This is a genomic window from Aminobacter sp. UC22_36 (assembly GCF_044056035.1).
Taxonomy (GTDB): Bacteria; Pseudomonadota; Alphaproteobacteria; order Rhizobiales; family Rhizobiaceae; genus Aminobacter.
Genome location: NZ_CP171996.1, coordinates 5344833 through 5364021 on the forward strand (window position 1 = coordinate 5344833; position 19189 = coordinate 5364021).

General features: G+C 58.1%; 20 protein-coding genes. 10 read left to right on the forward strand and 10 right to left on the reverse strand.

The annotated features are described in order from the left end of the window. Positions 1-47: 47 nt before the first annotated feature. The 6 genes from ACHMW7_RS29640 to gcvT all read right to left on the reverse strand — a co-directional run bounded on the left by ACHMW7_RS29640 (position 48) and on the right by gcvT (position 6871). Positions 48-1196, reverse strand: a complete 1149-nt coding sequence (locus tag ACHMW7_RS29640; RefSeq protein ID WP_108606927.1) for a substrate-binding protein — start codon at positions 1194-1196, stop codon at positions 48-50. 408 nt (positions 1197-1604) lie between these two features. Beyond that, a complete protein-coding gene (locus ACHMW7_RS29645) occupies positions 1605-2159 on the reverse strand; it encodes a response regulator transcription factor (RefSeq protein WP_244487907.1) in 555 nt (184 codons plus the stop codon). 91 nt (positions 2160-2250) lie between these two features. Next, the gene (folD, locus tag ACHMW7_RS29650) at positions 2251-3153 is read right to left on the reverse strand and encodes a bifunctional methylenetetrahydrofolate dehydrogenase/methenyltetrahydrofolate cyclohydrolase FolD (protein WP_055980203.1); all 903 of its coding nucleotides are present in this window, start codon (positions 3151-3153) and stop codon (positions 2251-2253) included. 34 nt (positions 3154-3187) lie between these two features. Continuing rightward, a complete protein-coding gene (locus ACHMW7_RS29655; RefSeq protein WP_055980206.1) occupies positions 3188-4867 on the reverse strand; it encodes a formate--tetrahydrofolate ligase in 1680 nt (559 codons plus the stop codon). A gap of 238 nt (positions 4868-5105) precedes the next feature. Then, positions 5106-5684, reverse strand: coding sequence for a HupE/UreJ family protein (locus tag ACHMW7_RS29660; RefSeq protein WP_055980209.1), 579 nt, complete (start codon positions 5682-5684; stop codon positions 5106-5108). 80 nt (positions 5685-5764) lie between these two features. Then, positions 5765-6871 carry a glycine cleavage system aminomethyltransferase GcvT gene (gcvT, locus tag ACHMW7_RS29665; RefSeq protein ID WP_055980212.1) on the reverse strand — a complete coding sequence of 369 codons (1107 nt, stop codon included), beginning with the start codon at positions 6869-6871 and terminating at the stop codon, positions 5765-5767. A gap of 368 nt (positions 6872-7239) precedes the next feature. On the opposite strand from gcvT, the gene ACHMW7_RS29670 reads away from it, so the two are divergent. Further along, positions 7240-7497: a transposase gene (locus ACHMW7_RS29670; RefSeq protein WP_395448882.1), complete on the forward strand. Its 258-nt coding sequence runs from the start codon at positions 7240-7242 to the stop codon at positions 7495-7497. A gap of 464 nt (positions 7498-7961) precedes the next feature. On the opposite strand, the gene ACHMW7_RS29675 is transcribed toward ACHMW7_RS29670, so the two are convergent. Next, the gene (locus tag ACHMW7_RS29675) at positions 7962-8915 is read right to left on the reverse strand and encodes an AAA family ATPase (protein WP_310329494.1); all 954 of its coding nucleotides are present in this window, start codon (positions 8913-8915) and stop codon (positions 7962-7964) included. Positions 8916-8960: 45 nt separating this feature from the next. Then, positions 8961-9173, reverse strand: a complete 213-nt coding sequence (locus ACHMW7_RS29680) for a hypothetical protein (RefSeq protein ID WP_199914581.1) — start codon at positions 9171-9173, stop codon at positions 8961-8963. 1005 nt (positions 9174-10178) lie between these two features. Between ACHMW7_RS29680 and tnpA the strand changes: the two genes are divergently transcribed. From tnpA to ACHMW7_RS29695, 3 genes are all read left to right on the forward strand, one after another. Further along, a complete protein-coding gene (gene tnpA / locus ACHMW7_RS29685; protein WP_395448883.1) occupies positions 10179-10400 on the forward strand; it encodes an IS66 family insertion sequence element accessory protein TnpA in 222 nt (73 codons plus the stop codon). Positions 10401-11310: 910 nt separating this feature from the next. Then, a complete protein-coding gene (locus ACHMW7_RS29690; protein WP_395448884.1) occupies positions 11311-11451 on the forward strand; it encodes a transposase in 141 nt (46 codons plus the stop codon). Between the two features lie 122 nt (positions 11452-11573). Next, positions 11574-12587 carry a hypothetical protein gene (locus ACHMW7_RS29695; RefSeq protein WP_395448885.1) on the forward strand — a complete coding sequence of 338 codons (1014 nt, stop codon included), beginning with the start codon at positions 11574-11576 and terminating at the stop codon, positions 12585-12587. Between the two features lie 27 nt (positions 12588-12614). On the opposite strand, the gene ACHMW7_RS29700 is transcribed toward ACHMW7_RS29695, so the two are convergent. Then, positions 12615-13172: a hypothetical protein gene (locus ACHMW7_RS29700; protein ID WP_395448886.1), complete on the reverse strand. Its 558-nt coding sequence runs from the start codon at positions 13170-13172 to the stop codon at positions 12615-12617. A gap of 125 nt (positions 13173-13297) precedes the next feature. Between ACHMW7_RS29700 and ACHMW7_RS29705 the strand changes: the two genes are divergently transcribed. The 4 genes from ACHMW7_RS29705 (at position 13298) to ACHMW7_RS29720 (ending at position 16112) form a co-directional block, all read left to right on the forward strand. Then, positions 13298-13822 carry a hypothetical protein gene (locus ACHMW7_RS29705; protein WP_395448887.1) on the forward strand — a complete coding sequence of 175 codons (525 nt, stop codon included), beginning with the start codon at positions 13298-13300 and terminating at the stop codon, positions 13820-13822. Between the two features lie 250 nt (positions 13823-14072). Further along, entirely contained in the window at positions 14073-14573 is a 501-nt protein-coding gene (locus ACHMW7_RS29710; protein ID WP_395448888.1) for a hypothetical protein, read from the forward strand. Further along, positions 14573-15205, forward strand: a complete 633-nt coding sequence (locus tag ACHMW7_RS29715) for a hypothetical protein (protein WP_395448889.1) — start codon at positions 14573-14575, stop codon at positions 15203-15205. The genes ACHMW7_RS29710 and ACHMW7_RS29715 overlap by 1 nt, the downstream gene beginning before the upstream one ends. Before the next feature lie 4 nt (positions 15206-15209). Continuing rightward, positions 15210-16112 carry a hypothetical protein gene (locus tag ACHMW7_RS29720; RefSeq protein ID WP_395448890.1) on the forward strand — a complete coding sequence of 301 codons (903 nt, stop codon included), beginning with the start codon at positions 15210-15212 and terminating at the stop codon, positions 16110-16112. 903 nt (positions 16113-17015) lie between these two features. Here ACHMW7_RS29720 and ACHMW7_RS29725 read toward each other — a convergent pair. Beyond that, on the reverse strand, positions 17016-17792 hold the full coding sequence (locus ACHMW7_RS29725) for a hypothetical protein (RefSeq protein WP_395448891.1): 777 nt from the start codon (positions 17790-17792) through the stop codon (positions 17016-17018). Positions 17793-18344: 552 nt separating this feature from the next. Between ACHMW7_RS29725 and ACHMW7_RS29730 the strand changes: the two genes are divergently transcribed. Both ACHMW7_RS29730 and ACHMW7_RS29735 read left to right on the forward strand, forming a co-directional pair. Further along, positions 18345-18719, forward strand: a complete 375-nt coding sequence (locus ACHMW7_RS29730; RefSeq protein WP_395448892.1) for a hypothetical protein — start codon at positions 18345-18347, stop codon at positions 18717-18719. Between the two features lie 5 nt (positions 18720-18724). Beyond that, positions 18725-19168 (forward strand): hypothetical protein, encoded by a 444-nt coding sequence (locus ACHMW7_RS29735; protein ID WP_395448893.1) that lies wholly within the window; start codon positions 18725-18727, stop codon positions 19166-19168. The last annotated feature ends 21 nt before the right edge of the window (positions 19169-19189 follow it).

The following is a 19189-nucleotide window of genomic DNA, read 5'->3' on the forward strand; positions in this document are numbered from 1 at the left end:
GCCATATTTGGTCAGCAGTCAGACGGCAGAAAGCGCCGCCTGTCCGGTCACAGATTGGGGCACTGCTCGCCCGGATCTACATTGGGATAGGACTTGATGATGGTTGTGTCGCCCTTTGCATCGACCTGCGCGAGATACATCGTCAGCGGAGCATGACGCTGTTTCGACATCAGCACCGAACCGCGAGGGCCGTCGAAAGTCACTTCGCTTAGCGCCTTTACGACCGCATCCGTATCCGTTGTCCCGGCCTTCTTGACCGCCAAGGCGTAGAGATGCACAGCATCGTATTGCGGCACGGACAGCTCATTCGGCGTTTCAGTCTTTTCCCCGAACTTGGCTTTCAGCGCTTTCAAGAACCGGGCGTTTTTCTCCGAGGCGATACCGGTGTAGTAGGTACCGCCGAGATAGATCCCCTCGGCATCAGGCCCAAGGGTCTTTGCCGTACCTTCATCAAGCGCGTAATTACCGTATTTGGCAGTGATGCCTGCCGATCGCAATTGCTTCGTGAAGGTGACGTTCGGCGCACCAGCGGCTGTGGAAGTAATGATGGCGTCCGGGTTGGTCGCGCGGATCTTACTGACGATTGCCGTCCAATCCGTAGCATCCATCGGATTGTATTCTTCTCCTACAACGGTTCCGCCCTTCTCGGCGATGTACTTGTTAGTATCACCAAGAAGACCCCGACCGAACGCGTAGTCGCTGCCAACCAGGAAAAATTTCTTCGCGCCATGATCCGACATGAAATAATCAACCATGAGGGAAACCATCTGTTGTGGCACCCAGGCGTTGATGTGCTGATACTTATTGCAGGAGGCGCCTTCATAGAAGGAGGTGTAGATGTACGGAATTTGCCCCCGCGTGATGATCGGCAGGCCGGCGTTGCGAGCCGCCGTCGTTTCCATTGCCACGATGGCGTCGACTTCCTTTTGAAAGACAAGGGAATCGTAGGCCTTCTGAGCCCCGGCGGCGCCGGACGCATCGTCGGCGACTTCAATGACCAGCTTTCTGTTCAGCAACCCGCCCGCCTCATTGATTTCGGAGACAGCGAGTTCGGTCGCCTGAATCACGGACGGTGCCACGACGCTGTTTGCCCCGCTTAGGCCAACGGGAATCCCCAACACGATCGGTTCCTCTTCCGCAACTGCGCTCCCGGTCCACAGGACAGTTACGGCAAGCAACACGGAAATCTTCTGCATTGTTGTTTTCATTTGCGTTCCCCTTGTTTTTGTTGACTGCTCAAAGCGCCAGCTGACATCGGTTCCGTTGAGCAAACGGCAGTCGTCGGCTTCGCGAAAAGATGTCGGCAATTTTGAGATGAAGGTGGACCACAACTGCTAGCCGGCAGGATTTATCCTGAGGGGCGGCGCGTGGTACCAAAAGGTGACTATCCCGCCACCTGATTGAATGCTTGCACAGATGCAAAGCGACGTCAATATTAAAAGACGGTTAGGCGTCGTTATCAGGATTCATGCTAAGTTGGTTCTTCCGATCGACAATGACAAATCGAAGGTCGTTAACGGTCCTGACATCCCAGGGGGCGCCTCGCCCTGTTGATTAAGCTCGGCTTGCCGCGCGCGAACGCTGCCTGGCAGCCGTCTGGAGGCTTATTGTTTCGTATCCATGACAAACAGCGCCACCGCCATTGCCCGATTGCGGACGCCGAGCTTGTCATACAGATTCTTCAAATGGTACTTGACTGTGTTCTCCGAAATACCGGTCCTGGTGGCAATCTGCAAATTGGTCCAGCCATTGGCGAGCACAGCGAGCAATTCCAATTCGCGCGGCGTCAGGCGTGATAAGGGCGTCTCATTGATTTTGGAGACCTCTATAAAGGGAATGCAAATACGGCCGTTTGCGACCGCAGCAAGCGTGCCGAACAGGACGCTGGGATCATCGAACTGATAGCAAAAGCCGTGCGCGCCAAGGCGTACGCACTGCTTCAGAATGCCTGGGTCATGATCGTTGCTGAAAATAACCACGCGCATCGCGAGCTGCCGGCGATGAAGCTCGATTAGCAGTTCGGAGGCGTTCATGTCGGATAGTTTCCAGCCCACGATTGCCACGTCGAAGGCCGTCTTCGTTTCTTCCACGGCCTCCAGAAACGCCTTACCGCTATTGATGCCGGCAGCGAAGTCGAAACGTTCGTCGCGGCTGATCATGTCGCGCAACGCTGCGATAACCAGCTGATTTCGCTCTACAATCAGTAGCCTTGGGCGGTATCGGCTTCTTTCTGAGGCCTCCATGCACCGGTCAACTGTAAGCGTCGAAGTCAAACGCCTGACCTGCCGCGCGGAAGGCCGAGGTGACCGTATTGGCCATCAAAAGTGCGATCGTCATCGGGCCGACGCCGCCCGGCACCGGGGTGATGGCGCCAGCCTGTTCTGCCGCACTGGCATAGTCGACATCGCCGACGAGCTTCGATTTGCCGTTGGCGTCTGCGCTGAGGCGGTTGATGCCAACATCGATGACCGTTGCGCCCGGCTTGACCCAGTCGCCCTTGATCATTTCAGGACGGCCGACCGCTGCCACCAGGATGTCGGCGCTGCGGCACAAGGCCGGCAGGTCTTTGGTGCGGCTGTGGGCGATGGTGACAGTGGCATTGGCATTGAGCAGCAGATTGGCCATCGGCTTGCCGACGATGTTGGAGCGCCCGACAACGACTGCATTGAGGCCCGACAGGTCGCGGCCAAGCGCACGCTCGATCAGCAGCATCGAGCCGGCCGGCGTGCAGGGCACGAAGGCGGTATCGAGTTCGCCGGTACCGAGCTTGCCGACATTGGTGAAATGGAAGCCGTCGACATCCTTGTCGGCCGAGATCGTCTGGATGATCTTGCCGGCGTCGACATGGTCGGGCAGGGGCAACTGGACGAGGATGCCGTGGATCTTGGGGTCGGCGTTGAGTTTCTGCACCAGCGCGACCAGATCAGCTTCAGAGGTGTCGGACGGCAGCGCATGTTCGATGGAATGAAAACCGCATTCCTTGGCTTTCTTGCCCTTGGAAGCGACATAGACCTGGCTTGCCGGGTCATGGCCGACGATGACCACCGCGATGCCTGGAACAACACCGGTCTCGGCGATCAGCTTTTCGGCTGCGATCCGGACCTTGGCGACTACATCGGCCGCCACCGCTTTCCCGTCGATAATGATTGACACGTATTTCTAATCCTTATGTTAAGACGCGTTCGCCTTAGAACAGACCTTCGATCTGGCCTTGTTCGTTGAGGAAGATCTTTTCCGACGACGGTGCCTTGGGCAGGCCGGGCATGGTCATGATCTCACCGCAGATGGCGACGATGAAGCCGGCACCGGCGGCAAGCCTGACCTCGCGCACCGGCACGACATGGTCGACAGGGGCGCCACGCAGGTTGGGATCGGTCGAGAACGAATACTGCGTCTTGGCCATGCACACCGGCAAATGGCCGTAGCCCGCCTGTTCCCATTGATGCAACTGGTCGCGCACCGACTTGTCGGCGATCGCCTCCGAGCCGCGGTAGATGCGCTTGACGATGGTGTCGATCTTGTCGAACAGCTTCATCTCGTCGGGATAGAGCGGCGAGAACTGCGAAGCACCCGATTCAGCGAGCTGCACCACCTTGTGGGCGAGCTCCTCAATGCCGGCCGAACCCTTGGCCCAGTGCTTGCACAGGATTGCCTCGGCACCCATCGAGGCGACATAGTCCTTCATCGCCGCGATCTCGGCGTCGGTGTCGGAGACGAAGTGGTTCATCGCCACCACCACCGGCACGCCGAACTGCTTCACATTCTCGATGTGGCGGCCAAGATTGGCGCAGCCCTTCTTCACCGCATCGACATTTTCCTTGCCGAGCTCTTCCTTCTTGACGCCGCCATTCATCTTCATCGCGCGGACTGTCGCCACGATGACCGCAGCGGCAGGCTTGAGGCCAGCCTTGCGGCACTTGATGTCGAAGAACTTCTCGGCACCCAGATCAGCGCCGAAGCCGGCTTCGGTGACGACATAGTCGGCGAGCTTGAGCGCGGTGGTGGTCGCGACCACCGAGTTGCAGCCATGGGCGATGTTGGCGAACGGGCCGCCATGGACGAAGGCGGGGTTGTTTTCCAGCGTCTGCACCAGGTTGGGCTGGACGGCATCCTTGAGCAGCACCGCCATCGCGCCGTCGGCTTTGAGGTCACGGGCATAGACTGCCGTCTTGTCGCGGCGATAGGCAACGATGATGTCGCCCAGACGCTTTTCGAGATCCTTGAGGTCGGTCGCCAGGCACAGGATCGCCATGACTTCGGAGGCAACGGTGATGTCGAAGCCGGCCTCACGCGGAAAACCGTTGGCAACGCCGCCGAGCGAGCAGTTGATCTCGCGGAGCGCCCGGTCGTTCATGTCCATCACCCGGCGCCACACGACGCGGCGGGTGTCGATGCCGAGCTCGTTGCCCCAGTAGATGTGGTTGTCGATCAGCGCCGACAAAAGATTGTGCGCGGTGGTGATGGCGTGGAAGTCGCCGGTGAAGTGGAGGTTCATGTCCTCCATCGGCACGACCTGGGCATAACCGCCACCGGCAGCACCGCCCTTGACGCCGAAGTTGGGTCCAAGCGAGGCTTCGCGGATACACACGATCGCCTTCTTGCCGATGCGGTTCAAACCATCGCCGAGACCGACTGTCGTCGTGGTCTTGCCTTCGCCGGCCGGTGTCGGGTTGATCGCGGTGACCAAGATCAGCTTGCCGTCCTTGTTCTTGCGCACATTGCCGATGAACTCGGCCGAGATCTTCGCCTTGTCGTGGCCATAAGGCAGCAGATGTTCGCTCGGAATGCCGATCTTGGCACCGACCTCCTGGATCTGCTTCTTCTTCGCCGCACGCGCGATCTCGATGTCGGTCTTGAATTCGGCCATGACTCTCTTCCCTTGAGTTTGGTTCGATTTCCGCGGAGCCTCAGGCTCCCAGATTAAAAACGAGGTGCTGACTGGCCTGCCGCACGGCAGGCGGAGGCCGCCCTATTCGCCCTCAACAGCGCGATAGTCATCGGCTGTCGCGCGGCGCTGAACATAAGCGGACCGGGTCTTTTGAACGCTGTTCGACTGCTTTGACGAAGCAAAATTACGGCCGATATCGCTCGCCCTGCGGTTGCGATCAGATGAGACCGGCCAAAATACCCAGCCCTAAACCGGTCACAGCCCCACCTGTCAGCCTGACAAGCGGCGAGCCACCGATTGCTGCAACTCCGGCGCCAAGCGCCGCGCCTGCGGCATGAAGCAGTGCGGTCGTCAACACAAAACCCAGTGCGTAGCTCGTGGCGCTGCCATCCAATGGCATTTCGGCTACATGAGCGTGACCATGGAAAACGGCAAAGAACCCGGTCATCGCGAGTGCAACTGAGCCGGGAACGTTAGGTGCGATTAAAATCAAGGCTCCGATTATAATAACCGAGAGTACAATCGCAGCCTCCACTGCCGGTAGAGTGATGCCGCTGACGCTGACCGCGCCACCCAAGACCATCATACCTAGGAATGCAGCCGGCAGCAGCCAACGAAAGCAACCGCCGAGTAGGTATCCCAGCAGGCCCACGGCCGCCATAGCTAGGACATGGTCCAAACCGCCAAGCGGATGAGAAAGACCGGCGGCAATCCCATGTGCGTGGCCGGTTCCGGGATGAGCCTGGGCCGCCGCGGTTGCAAGTGAGAACCCAGTCGTCAGAAAGAATCTGTTCATAAAGGCTGCTCCGATCGGGAACAAAGGAAAACCATGCCGGTTGAAGCCTCCCCCTAGGAGGAAGCTTCAACTCTAATGGATTAGGCGAAGTTCTTGGTGCGGGTGTCTCCGGGGTCATATAGCGGCATAACCGACAGCTTCGCATTCGATCGCGTGCCATTGTCCAGCAGGACCGTAACGTCCAGGCTCGGGACGGCGTGGGCGGGGTTTACAAAAGCCATGGCAGTTCCGCGCTTTCTGGTCGGCGAGAAGGATCCGCTGGTTACCGTTCCGATTTCGCGGTCACCGACAAATATCTTGTCGCCGGTTTCAGCTACGTCGCCGGAGAGAATGTCGAGCCACACCATCCGGCGGGTTACCCCCTCGCGGACGATTCGCTGCAAGGCAGCCTTACCGATGAAATTCTCTTTTCCAAACTTCACGGCAAACCCGATACCAGCTTCGAAGGGATTGGTACTGCGGTCGTGGTCCTTGCCGACCAAAAGATATCCGGCTTCCTGACGAAGGCTCTCCAGAGCGGCCTGGGCACATGGAACAATGTCGTAGGCCTGGCCAGCCTTCATGACCAGGTTCCAGATGGTCGGTCCTTCAGTCGACGCGAAATGGAGCTCGAAACCGGCTTCACCCGTGTAGCCCATGCGCGCAATGATGCACTCGATACCGGAAATCTTTGCCGGCCTGAACCGATAGTAGCCTATGGTCGAGAGGTCGATGTCGACCAGTGGCTGCAGCACGCGATTGGCCTTCGGTCCCTGCAGTGCAAGCGTTGTGTGCTTATCGGTCACGTTTGTAGTGGCCACGTCGTACGGCTTCGCCTGCTTGGAAATCCAGGCGTAATCGTCTTCTGAACCGCTGATGATCATATACTTGTTCTTGTCCATGACCCAGATCGTGCAGTCGTCGATCATCCGACCGTCTTCGTCACACATCGCGGTATATTGCACGGAGCCGATATTCTTCTTGGAATAGTCGTTCGTCGCGAGCATCTGAACCAACGGAAGTGCATCGGGTCCTTCGATCACAAATTCGGCCATGTAATCCAGATCACACAGTGAAACGCTCTCACGTGTTGCCAAATGTTCCCGCGAATGTCCGGCGCTATATTCCACTGGCAGCCAATAGCCGAACAGCTCGGCCATTTTGGCCCCATATTCAAGGCCACTGTCGTAAAACGGAGTCTTCTTCATGGCGCGTATCTCCTCCTAGTGCGCAAAACAAAAAGGCCCCCGACGGCGCTATCGCGCCAGTCGGGGGCCTTCAAATACCCCAATTCCGATGCAGCTATCCCGCTGCAGTACCTTTCTTATTTTCTTTTCGCGATTTCTGTCAAGACATTTGTCGCCCGCCGACAAATGAGCCGTTCTTACGCGAGATCTTTGTAAGCGATTGCTTGGTCGAGTTGCCTCCTCAACTAGGCTTCGGGGACAAAGCACGACGCTCGACTCGGCGTTCAATTCAACGGTGTCTTTTGGAGGCGGCGCTAGGCGATCGGATCGGGGTTGCGGACGAGGAATGGGGTTTGATCGGGCTGCGGCTGCCCCTGAGGAGGGCGCGGATGCCGACCGGCACAGGACAACCGGCTCTATTCGAGAGCATAATGTGGATGGCGCGGGCCGGGTCGCAGTGGCGACGCCTGCCCGACGAATATCGCAAGTGGAACAGGGTGTTCCGCCGCTACCGACGAAGGGTCGTGACCGGCGTGTTCGATTCCACTCGAAACGCTGTGAGATGGTCGAGAGAATTGTGCAGTCGGCATAAAAAGGGAGTCACGAATCGAGGCGCTTGGCCCATCGCGTCGCGGCTTCCCTACTAAACTCCATGCACGATGCGATGCCAGGGGTCGACCGCTAGGCTTCGTGCTGACGCGGGGACAAGCGCACGACACCCAAGGCTTTGGCCCTTTGTTCCGTATGCTTGCCGACCGGATCGAGGCATTGCTCGCCATCGGCAACGAGATCGCCTGCGCCGGCGTCGAAGCTGTAATCCCCTCCTAGACCAACCGCAAAAAGTCCTGCTCCGCACGACCGGCAAAAATACCGTTGGCGCAATCTCGTCAGCGCCTGTTGTTCAACGAAAACTGGCCGCCACCGCTAGGACAAAACAAAGATTCCTACCTCGGCTTCATAGCACTCGCCTATCGCGCGAACGCTCGTCTGCTCCTTTAGGCCGTGCGAGCAGCGCCAGGCTTGAGCGTCGGCACCTTGCCTGCCGTGGAGAGCGGCTACGGCGGACATGTATCTTGTTCTTCGGGGCGTATTTTTTTCGCCTGAACAATCGTCAATATGTCCCGAGGGGATCGCGCTGAAGCACGCGAACGTCAATGCCGCCATCGTTCGAGCCGGGGCCAATCTCACACGTAAAGCCTTGGTTTTGAAAGATTCTAAATAGCAAGATTTCGAACTCGCGCCATGTGAGCCGATGCTCTGGCCGCTTGGCGAAGTGCGAATACACGCGAGGAACGCGGCCATCGAATTGATCTCGTTTGAAGGATCTTCTTCCCCTCCGCTTCACCGCCTTCGTTCTCTTCGGCCTCGGGTTCGTTCGCCGCAACATGGGGAGCAGCAATCGCTCGACGTTGCCCTCGACGAGCACGGCGCCATCCGAGAAAAACAAATCGCAGTGGCTGAGCCTCAGATCCCTTTGCAGAAAATCGCGATGCTCTGTTTCCTGCGCGTAGAACGCGGAGAGGTTGAGCATTTCGGTGACCTGATCGTTTCCAACTAAGTCGTGCCGGAAGTAGCGGATCGGCTGAAAGCCGCGCTCGTAAAGGATGTGCGGCGAGTGCATCGTAATAATCGCCTGGCCGGCGAATGATCCCCCGACCTCACCCGGCATGACTAGCAAATCGAGAATGTTGCGAATGAACACCTGCTGGAGTTGCGCATGAAGGTGCGCCTCGGGCTCCTCGATGAAAATGAGATGGAGGGGAGCGCGCTTGTCCTCTTCGGCCTTCCAGCGTTCCTGAAGGTCGAGCACTTCGACCACCATATAAATCAGGTTTTTGAAGCCGAGTCCGTTGTAGGTGTCAGGCAGCATGATCGTCTGCGCGCCTTCGCCCACGATATAGTGGACGCGCGCGTCCTGCGTCATGATGGACGCGGGGTTTAGCGCCGACTTGATTTCGAGCTGTGGGTTATTGAGGCCGGGATAATCCAAGCGCCCCAATCGCTCCAACGTGTCCTTAAAAACTTCCGCAAGATGCTTGTCGAGGCCGACCTCAGACTCGAACAGCGCCTTAAGCGCCTGATGGTCGTCCTGACGCTGATCAAGATTGCGCTATAGTGGCTGGTATCCTTCCTTCGCCTGAAACTTCGCATCAAACTGCGTGTGATCGAGGACGAAGTAGCGCAGTTCGTACTCGCGTCTCAGTTCCCCAAGCAGGTAAGCCGACAGCGATTTCGGCCATGGCACATAGTCGCCCGCGCCATGGTCCAGCGCGGCCGCCTTCGCCCGGCCATCATCACGAGCAGCGCGGTAACGCTCGATCAATTCGGCGATTTTCTTCGGCCCGAGTTCTACACGGGCGCCGACGAGCGTTCCGGCCCAATCGGTCGAAGGCAGGATAAAGGTAACGAGATAGAGGTCTTCCGCTCCTAACCTCGAACCAAAGGTCGAGCGAGACGGTAGGAAACTCGAACTCGGCGATCTCGTCCTCTCGTTCGCCGATCTCGTCCAGCAACGGCCAGACATGCGTGCTGAAATCATACAGCGAGAAGGCATCTTTACCGCCCGAGAGAAACATCTGCATCGCCTGCGTGGCAGATGTTTTTCCGCTGTTGTTTCGCCCCAACGAAAATGGAGATGTCAGATGCAAGCTCAACGTGCACGTCCCGAAGCCGCCGGAAATTCCGCAGTCGATAGGAATGTAGATGCATCGTGTCCCCCGGGGGATGGAGACTACCGGCTAACGACCGCGTGGGAATCTTAAACACACACACACACGGATTCGGCCGTTTAATCTGGGGATGCGGGCTGTCCCTAGTGTCGTCGGTTTCCGATACAGCTCATGAGCGTCGCTTTCAGAACCCGAATCGCCGAGGCTGAATGTCCGAGATAAGGCAAAGCCTTCGTTCAGTAGGGGTGGCGAAAGCGACTGCTTCGAATGGGATCGGCCATACCGTACCGCTGAACCTCTGTGCGTGACCGGAGGGAGCACAGTCCCGACCTGAACGTCCCAACACGCAACCCTTTTCAAGAGGCGTTAGATCTGCTGGCCGATCTGCAGCTCAAGCGCTTGTGCATGTCCCCGATCTCCCACCTTATGCGAGGCTGCCGGCTGCCGGCTGCCGGAGCAACTATCATGTGCATGCGAAGGTACTGAAATCTCCCATAAAAACCGGGCAGTATGCCCGCGACCGATCGTCATGCACCGGAAAACGCAAGCCATGCCAATGGCTTAACGCGTTTCGGGCATGCGCTTTTATCTCGCCGTCCTTCTGTCGTTTCGTAAGCGTCCGGTCCTGACACCTCATTGGCGTAGTGCAAAATCGCTGCATGTGGGGTTCCTTCGTAGCGTGGAGGATCTCCGGCGAATTTGAGACATTTCGAGAACACGGCACGGCAGTCCTTCTCGTGGTTCACGTCAAAGCATGGCGTCAGAGCGGGTTGGCGCGCACAACCTATTGCCGCCATCACTATCTCAACCGGCGTACGTTCGAGCGCTGGCTTGGCTACCTGATGGGCAAGGAGGCGGCGCGTAAACATGCGGAATCGTAGGCACAAGTGCGCCGTGAGCGGTGGCAGATAGGGCGGGAGAAGAAGCCGCGGCGGCGCCAAAAACAGCGCTTTGGCGCGAGCACGGATGTGCGCAATCGTGCGCTCCCGGCGTTCTGGGCGATGCATGTCGAGGCGATGAACTGGAGCGTGGTGGGTGTTCGCGAATACGCCGCGGCGCTGCATCTTTCGCCCTATGGACTGCGCCGTTGGCGCGACCGCCTGGACGACAGCGAGGTGGAGGTCGACTGGCGCACGCATCTTCATCCCTCCGCCCGCCCGGCCGTTAGCACTAGTGCTAACGAGACGAGGCCCGAAGGCGGCTTGACAGTTGCCGCAACGGATGGGCCGACGCCCCGACAACCTGCCCGGCGCTTCTTCAGCGACGCGAATAAACGTGCCATCGTGCTGGAGAATGACCAGCCGGGCGGAGCGTTTCGGCTGTTGCGCGCAAGCACGGGATCGTCACGGAGATGCTGTTCCGCTGGCGCGTGCAGTTCGACGTGGTGCAAAGGAAGCGCGCAAAACTCGTATCCGTGGCGCTACCTGACGACACGCCGGCGGCGCTGGCATTGCAGAGGCTCATGCAGCCATCTGACGGGACGATGGCAATCGAACTGCCGGACGGTCGGCGTGTTTTTGCACCTGCAGGCAGTGATCCTGCTGATCCCGATCAGTTGGCGCTCGCACTAGAAAACCTCGATGCGACATCGCCGCATCCGGGAAAGCATACCGAGCATCCAGACTCCCCCATCGGGGCGGCCAGCCCACCGCAAGCCGTGCCCGATCGTCTGCCGCGCGAGGACGTGCGGCTCGACATGGGCGAGGCGACTTATCCGTGCTGTGGTGGCGCGCTCCATGCTATCGGCGAGAGCGTCAGCGAGGTGCTCGACTGGTTCCGGCCCAGCTTCGCGTGGCGATCCCGGCGCTTTTGGCGCAGGTACTTGTCTCCAAATATAGCGACCACACGCCGCTCTACAGGCAGTCGCAGATATTCGCCCGGCACGGTGTCGATCTCGCGTGCTCGACGCTCGAATGGTCGAGCTGCCGGTAAAGACACGAGAGCTCCTTGGGCGCAATTCTTGATCGTGACTTCGATGCTGCATTCGTGGTTCGCAGGGGTCAAGTCCCTCGATCCGCCGGCGGACGCTCGCCCGCAGACTTGTCTTACTGGTCATGCTGACATCTTCTTTCCACATGACTGATTCTGATCGTGATAACGCCTGCAATTTCCTCGATAGCCTGCGCCGGAATGATCTGTCGGCGCTGCTTTCCATGGCACGCATCGAATACGGTGTCGCTGGCCGTCACCAAACCGTTGTTGTAGTCCGCGCTCCACAGCCTTTCTCGGAGGCGCTGTCATCTCTGCCGCCGCGGGACCGCAAGCGGATAGCGGAAGCTATCCTAAGCCGGAGACCCGACCTGGCCGTTCCTGACGACATCATAGTGAAGCAAGCGGGCGATCCAATGGACGGCCCGGCAACACTGCTTCCCGATCTCGTGATCCACCGCCAAATGATGATTGCAGTGGCGACTGGAGATAAATCGATCCAAGACGTGGACGACTACTACGGCGCGCGGCAAGCCAGGCTGGTGGAAGGCTGCTCCGGCGCAGGAATCAAATACGAAAATCCGCACGAGAGCTTGTGGGATTGGTTCCGTTTTTGGAAGGCGCAGGGCTTCGATACCTACGCGGATCGCCGCGACTACATCCGGAAGCTGTTTACCGGACCAGTGGCGGCCGCCGTGGGGCGAGTGCACCATCCGAGTCCTGTCGCCGAGCGCGAGCCTACTGGTTGGGAGCGTGTAGACCGCTCCCTTGCGAAGGCCCGAGCGCAGTTTACCTCTGCTTCGGCGGAGGAGGACTGGCAATCGGTCGGCCTTGTTTGCCGAGAGGTCCTGATTTCGCTCGGCCAGGCTGTCTACGATCCGGCAATCCATGTAGCGGTGGACGAGGCTGGGACGAAGATTGGCTCGACGGATGCGAAGCGGCAACTGAATGCGTGGCTGCACAATGAGATGCCAGGAGGCGACAACAAGGAGATACGGGCGCACATCAAAGCCTCAATCGAGCTCGCCGTGCACCTACAACACCGTAGAACGGCTACGCGCAAACTGACGGCCCTCTGCCTGGAAGCCACGTCGTCCGCCGTTGCTGTCGTAGCAATTATTGCTGGCCGAAATTTGTAAGCTGCCGCTGCTCTGCAGGATGCGGCCCTATTTCAACACCTTGGCGGAGGGGAGCAATGCGAGCACGTTTGGCAGCTTCTCTTCCCGGACCAGAAACGGCATTTCCTTTGCACCGTAATGGTGCGCCAGATGGTAACGATGCATTCCGCCTTCAATATGTATCTGTGCCCCATAATCACAGATCAGAGGCGGCGTGACTGGTCGTCCGTTCACCCAACGATAAGCGGTATTGCAACTACTGCTTTTGTACTGCCGATGCCATGGATCTTTATCTCTGCCAGATATGTACGTCAGCTTGGGGTGGACATCGAGTAACTCCGCTTGGATAACTGAGAAATCATCGGGGTTGTGATCCTTTGGGTCGTCACCATCGAATACCAAGTAAAACCTGCTCGGTTCGAGGTCCCAAAGAGCCTCAAGTGCTACCGGGATATTCTTCCTTCCTCGGCACCACGTATGGACTTTCTTGCGCTCTTGCGCCTGGTCAACCTCGAAGGTCTCATCGAGCTTTCCCTTCAGCACGTCTTCTGCGGTCGTATAGCACAAACCCAACCGGATGAGGCGATTGAATTCCTCGATCGACATCAGGCCCCTCCCCTCTCGCTCCCATGACTATGTACTGGTCGCTGGCGGCCGGAAACAAGGATCCGAGAGAAGATTTCTTGCCCGTAAAAGAGCGGCTGATATGGTCTCGGCAACCGGGGGTGGGCATGGGAATAAATCTGACTACGATTCAAAGACGATTGGCCATGGGCGCGGCGGCCGTCGTCGCCGTCCTGCTGTGGATGCAAGCAGACAGTGTCGGGCTGGACGAGACACCATGGCTCATCGGTATTCTGGTTATTCTTGCTCTGCTGTTCTTGGCATTCGCACCTAAGCGCGAAACCGGAAAGACATTTCCGGCCAGTTCCACCGTATCCGCCAACGCCAAAAACATCGTCCCTGCCAGTGCATTCCGTGCTGCCTACGAGATTGTCGAGGCGGAGTTCATGCCTGTCTTCGAAGCTGCCCAGCTTGGCTTAGAAAAGAACACAGTCACAATCATGATGGCAGACAACGTACGTCTGCACGCGGCCAAGCTCGCCTGGATCGCGACCGCCCTGGCGTTGGAGAAGGTATATCCTGGCTTCCGGAAGGGCCACAGATTTGAGTTCCCTCGGACTCATCGCCGGGGTCGAGTTCCGGAAACACCTCAGGAGCGTGCCTGCCATGGAAGGCCCCGAAGCGAAGGCTAAGCTTCTCACGATGGCCGCGAAGGAAACGGCTGAATGCACCGTCGCGCTTGATCAGACCATGGCCAGAGTCTCGGCCAATCAGCCGATCCCGATGTCTCCGGTCTTCCAGAGGGTCGAGGCAGGCTTCCCTTTTGCTGCGATGACACGGCAGCAGCTAGCCGCGAACGATGCTCGCCTCGAAGCAGCATATGGGCCCGTTTTCCGGAAAGCAGTGCTGGCAGCAAGCGCAGGATAGTCAGGGGGAATGGACATGGCTTGGGTCGCGGCCGCGATGTTCGGTGTAGCAGTCATCTACTTCGCAATTCACTATCCGGGCTTCAGGAAAGTGGTTCTCTGGTGCCTCGCCGGAATCGTCGCTCTGGGAGCTGTCGGTGGCGCATATGCGTACTGGGACTCGGTACGGCAGGCCAAGCGAACGGCTTATGCAAAAACGCTCATCAACGAGCGAGACGTCGACTTCTACGATTTGACAATGGGATCGAACGGTCTCGGTGGCCACACGGTGAAGGGCACCGTCAGGAACCGCAGCAGCCACATTCTCCGGTCATTTAAGCTGCGGATCATCGTCCAGGATTGTCCCGCAGGGAAATGCGAAACGATCGGAGAGAACGAACTCTGGGAGACCTACATCAACGTCCCACCCGGGCAAGTCCGAGCCTTTGATACCTACGTATCCTTCTACAACATGCCTGCGCCGAAGGCCCAACGATGGAACTATGGCGTGATGGAACTCGAGGCAAAGTTGGATTGATGACGGACTGGCAGACGATTCTTCTAACAGCACTCGTGACTACAGTCGGAACGGGCCTGGTCACGTACCTTGGGCACCGCCTTACAGTCCGAAGAGATAGCGAAGTCGAACGCCTGAGGCACGCCACCTTTCTCGCCGTCCGCGTTTCCGCTGTACTTCATCCCTTTGTGATGAGCTGCGTGGAGGTGGTCGCTGATCGCGGGTATCGTGATCAGCAGGGAGAACTCTTTCCCGACTCGGTGCCGCCAACACTCGAATTGCCCCAGGACGTAGACTGGCGATCGATCGACCCGCTTCTAATGGACCGAGTTCTCTCTTTGCCAAACGAAATTGCGTCAGCCGAGAAAACGATATCGTTTGTTGCCGAGGTGCAATCCGGACCTCCAGATCACGAGGAGTGGTTTGAGGAACGGCGGTTTGCATGGGCAGGATTAGGCCTTTTGGCACTCGATATCGCGAGGGACCTGAGGGATCGATACGAGCTCCCTCAGCTCGATTATAGCCGTTATGATCCGAGAGACGCACTTGAGGCCGCGTTCCGGAAGCAAGACGAGATGCGGATGACTGGAGCCGAGAACGCCAATCGAATCGTTAAGAAGTTCAAGGCGAAGAAAGCTGGGACGACGGGCTGACAGCATGAAGAACTGGACTGACCAACTCCCGCTTTATGGCTGCCTCATCGGGATCGAGCTGCCTGACAGCGGGTTTGAAGTCACCCCCGGAGTTTCACTTCGCAGCGTCTTCGTAGACATGTTCGGCACCTCGCTGTTAGCCTTCGCTCCGCCTCCGACCCCCAAAGCGCCGCACCCCGGACCGTGGGTTCCTATCAACGGCGGCTACACGTTCAAGAGCCGGGTTCAGGTTTCTATCACCGACGTGTCGTCCTTCGACGGCCTGTCGCCTTCCGCAGTCGCGTGGCTGGTTGCAGCGATATTGCGCCTACAGCTGTCCTCACCCGTCAGGATGGCCGTGCTCGCCGCTATGCCTTTCGACAAAAAGGAGGTCACGCATGAGCCTTGGCCCATGACGTTTGAGAGCGCGACGCATCAGGTCGGGCCATATCGCACCCCCAGCACGGTTGCGAGCGAAGAGGATTTGCTATGGCTGCGCACAGCGCTCCCAGTCACATCCCGCCTTTACCACGAGGAGCGCTTCTTCAGGGCCTTCTCGGTCTACGACCAGGCGCAATGGAGTCCGACGCTTGAAATAGGGACCGTCCTTGTTTGGACGGCGATCGAAGCACTATTCGACCTAGGAGGCGAGCGGGAGAAGACCAAGGCCATCTGCCGGGCGCTGGCCGACTACGTGAGCGACGGCCCCTCCGACAGGGACCGTGCCTTTCAAGTCATCCGCGACATGTATGGCAAGCGCGGAAGCGTAGTCCACCATGGGGCCCGTGTGGCACCAGAGGACGCGATCCAGTCTTACCGGCTCGCCAAGGTGGCCTTCCGGCGGTGCATCATCGACGGGAAGCTGCCACCCTCTCCACAGGCTGCAGTAGGTCATTCAACGAAACCAAGTTCCGACAACGCGCCATAGAGAGGCAGACTGGCAAGTTATTGATTTTCTTGTACACTCTTGGCGCGCCAACGTGGACGAAGCTGAGAACTACGTTTCCGCTGGAGTGCTATGATACTCGATCCTTCGGCCTGCGAAGGCCGCCGCCGGCATCCGAACGACGCCAGCGTGAAGAGCAGCGGCGGAAGGCGGCACAGAGGCATCTGCTTTCAGGTGTGATACGATGCTCGCGGGCAAGAGTTCGAGGCGGCGGTACTGGCCACCCGTACCCTGGCGAGGCCGGGCACGCGTCATCGGGCGGGGTGACTATCATGGGCATCCACCTCAGAGTTCAGCGAAATGGAGTCGACATCCCGGAGTGGGACTGGGCTCGGCATGCGGGCGACCGGGAGTTCTGCGAGCTATCACTGCCCCAGCGACAACACCCATCGGCCGCGCGTGAGGACTGGATTTGGCGACCGATTGAGTTCGACCTTTGGAGACAGGCCGCCTCAGAGCTTCCGAACCCCGAACGGTTTGTGCTGCTGCTCGACTTGCTCGAGGCCGACAGCGATCTTTGGATAGCAGTTTCAATTTAAGTCAGGGTGGAGCAGCCCCGTAGCTCGCCAACCTCATAAGCTGGAGGACGCAGGTTCGAATCCTGCCCCCGCAACCACTTCCAACATAAATCGCTAGCCGTCTCGATTTGATCGAGGCGGCTTTTTGTTTGTGATTGGTAGTGAGAGCGAAGGCCCGTTTCCGTTACGCTCGCTTTCGAGCTTCTTCCGCGGCCCTCAAACCGAAGGCTCGTAAAGATGGGTCAAGATATGGCCGGAGCATACTGGGTCGATCCTGTTCGCCTCTGCGAGCGCCCATTGTCGCCAGGCTTCGAGGGCCGAAGAGTCAACTCCGGCAGAACCTTCTCCAATCGCCTGCCCAACTCGTTCAACCAACATGCGGATATCTTGGGCCTGGCGCAAAAGCTCCCCGCTCATGCGCAGGTTTTCCAAGCGCCGCTGATTGAGCTGTTCTAGCCGTTCCTGGCCGTTTTTCCTGCTCGATCTGCTCCTGCTTCGCGCGCTCCTCTGCTTCTCGTAGTGTCTGCCTGAACTTCTTCTCGCCCGCCACGATGATCCCGGCGGCGATCTCAGCGATCTTTGCCTCCAGTGCACCGTCGCCGTCATCCTGCCAAGCCACGGCCGCATTGCGATCAAAGCCTGGAACGAGCCGCAGAACGAGTGGCGTCGCCGCTGGGAGATCGGGCGCCGGCCGCTGGTAGCCGTGTTGACGCTCGGTTCGGTGCTTGCCCACAATTGCAAAATCTAGGCCCAGATAGGTGTCGCCTATCATCGCGCGCGCATGAATCTCGCCATCATGTTCGTAGGCGTCGCCCTCATGTCCGCGCCTATCCAGCGTCAGAAATATCGCATTGAGGAGTTTCAGGCGCCGCCTGCCAAGCGGCGTGTCGAACTTCGGCTGTTCCCAGGCCCAGTCGCGCCCTGCCGCTTTCTCTCGGCGACTTTGCTCTTTCTCCAGCAACTGCACGAGCCCTCTGTGCGGCTTATCCAGCGTCCTCGGAACTGAAGCGTTGCTGATCGCTTTCAGCTCCTGTGCGTAGAGATCGTCGAGGTTCTCCGGAACCAGAACGGAAGCAAAAGGACCGCCGGATGGAAGCGATGTCGCTGGTGTTAGGATCTTGGCAAAACGGGCGTCGACGCGCAAACGGCCGATTTCTCCCGGTCGGCGAGGCTGTGCTTTGGGGCGCACCGGCACCGCTTTTCCGGCGCGTACTTTGTTCCAGTATCCTTGAGGTGGGGGAGTTACACCGCATCTCGCGAGGAGTTTCCTCAATCCGACGTCGGATAGGTCAAGTTTGACAGCCAAGTCACGCATGGGTGCAGACCACGCGAAGGCAATCAGATCGTCTGGCAGTACAAGGATGTCATTTCGCCACACACTGTTAATCCTTTCATCGCTCAGCTAATAAGGCTGTGGCTGGGCAACACGCTGGAGACAGCACTCGCCGCCGTGGCGATCCTCGACAAGCGTCCATCAATAAACTCATTCTGGACGAGAAGATCGGATCACCGCAATCACCGCCGGGTGGAAGAACTGCGAAGCCGGAAAGGCATGCCGAGCACCTAGGGATACGTCGGTATTTGAGATTTTCTTCACCGTATCCAATCTACGGAAACATAATTTTTTGTTTACAAGTGCCCATTGGGGGCACTACCCCCTCTGGTAAAGCCAGATCGACACCACAGGGGGAATGCAATGCCTTTTTGGCTTTCAACTGGTCCAGATGCGCCACCACTGGACCGCGAGCAGATATCAGAGATCTATGATCGGACGCATGAGATGATGTCCTACGTGGCTCGTAAGTGCGAGGGGCTGACGGATCAGGCACTTTGGGCGTGCGAGGACAAATACCGCGACCGTTTCCATATGTGGGAGCGGATCCAGTCATGGGCCAGCACAGCCATTTGGTTCGTGCTGATCCTAGTGCTGGTGGTTCTAGCCTATCACTACCGCAAGCAGATCGAGAATGCAGTGATCGACGGCATAGCAGGCGCAATTCGTGGCAAACGACGCATGGCTAGCCACATGAGCGACGTAAGCGAGCGGATCAAACAGAAAGCAGACGAATAATCCATGTGTACGACCAAAAGACATCAAGCAGCGAAAACGATATGAGCAATTGGTTAGGCATTCCCGATGAGCCGCTTTACGATGAACTTGTGGTGAAATGCCGAGATATCATTCTTCCGGAGATCAACAAAAAGAGTGGTGTGACGGTCATTAAGGACTACCAACTGCAAGCGTGCGTAAAGAGGGAATACGGCTACCATAACAGTGCGGTCGAAGCGCAATGGGAGAAGATCGACAATGCAATAGCGTTGGCATCGGTTGTTATACCGATACTCCTAATCATGATATTTCATAAGCAGGCTCTTCGACTGTTGAAATTCGTATTGCGCGGAACGGATAAAGCGATAGTTGGCATGACCTACGCGGGGAACAAAGGCAAAGAACGATTGGCCGCATACACCGACGATGTAAAACGGCGCGCAGATGAGATTGATCGAAAATACGATTAATTGTTTTGCCTTGTTGGCTGC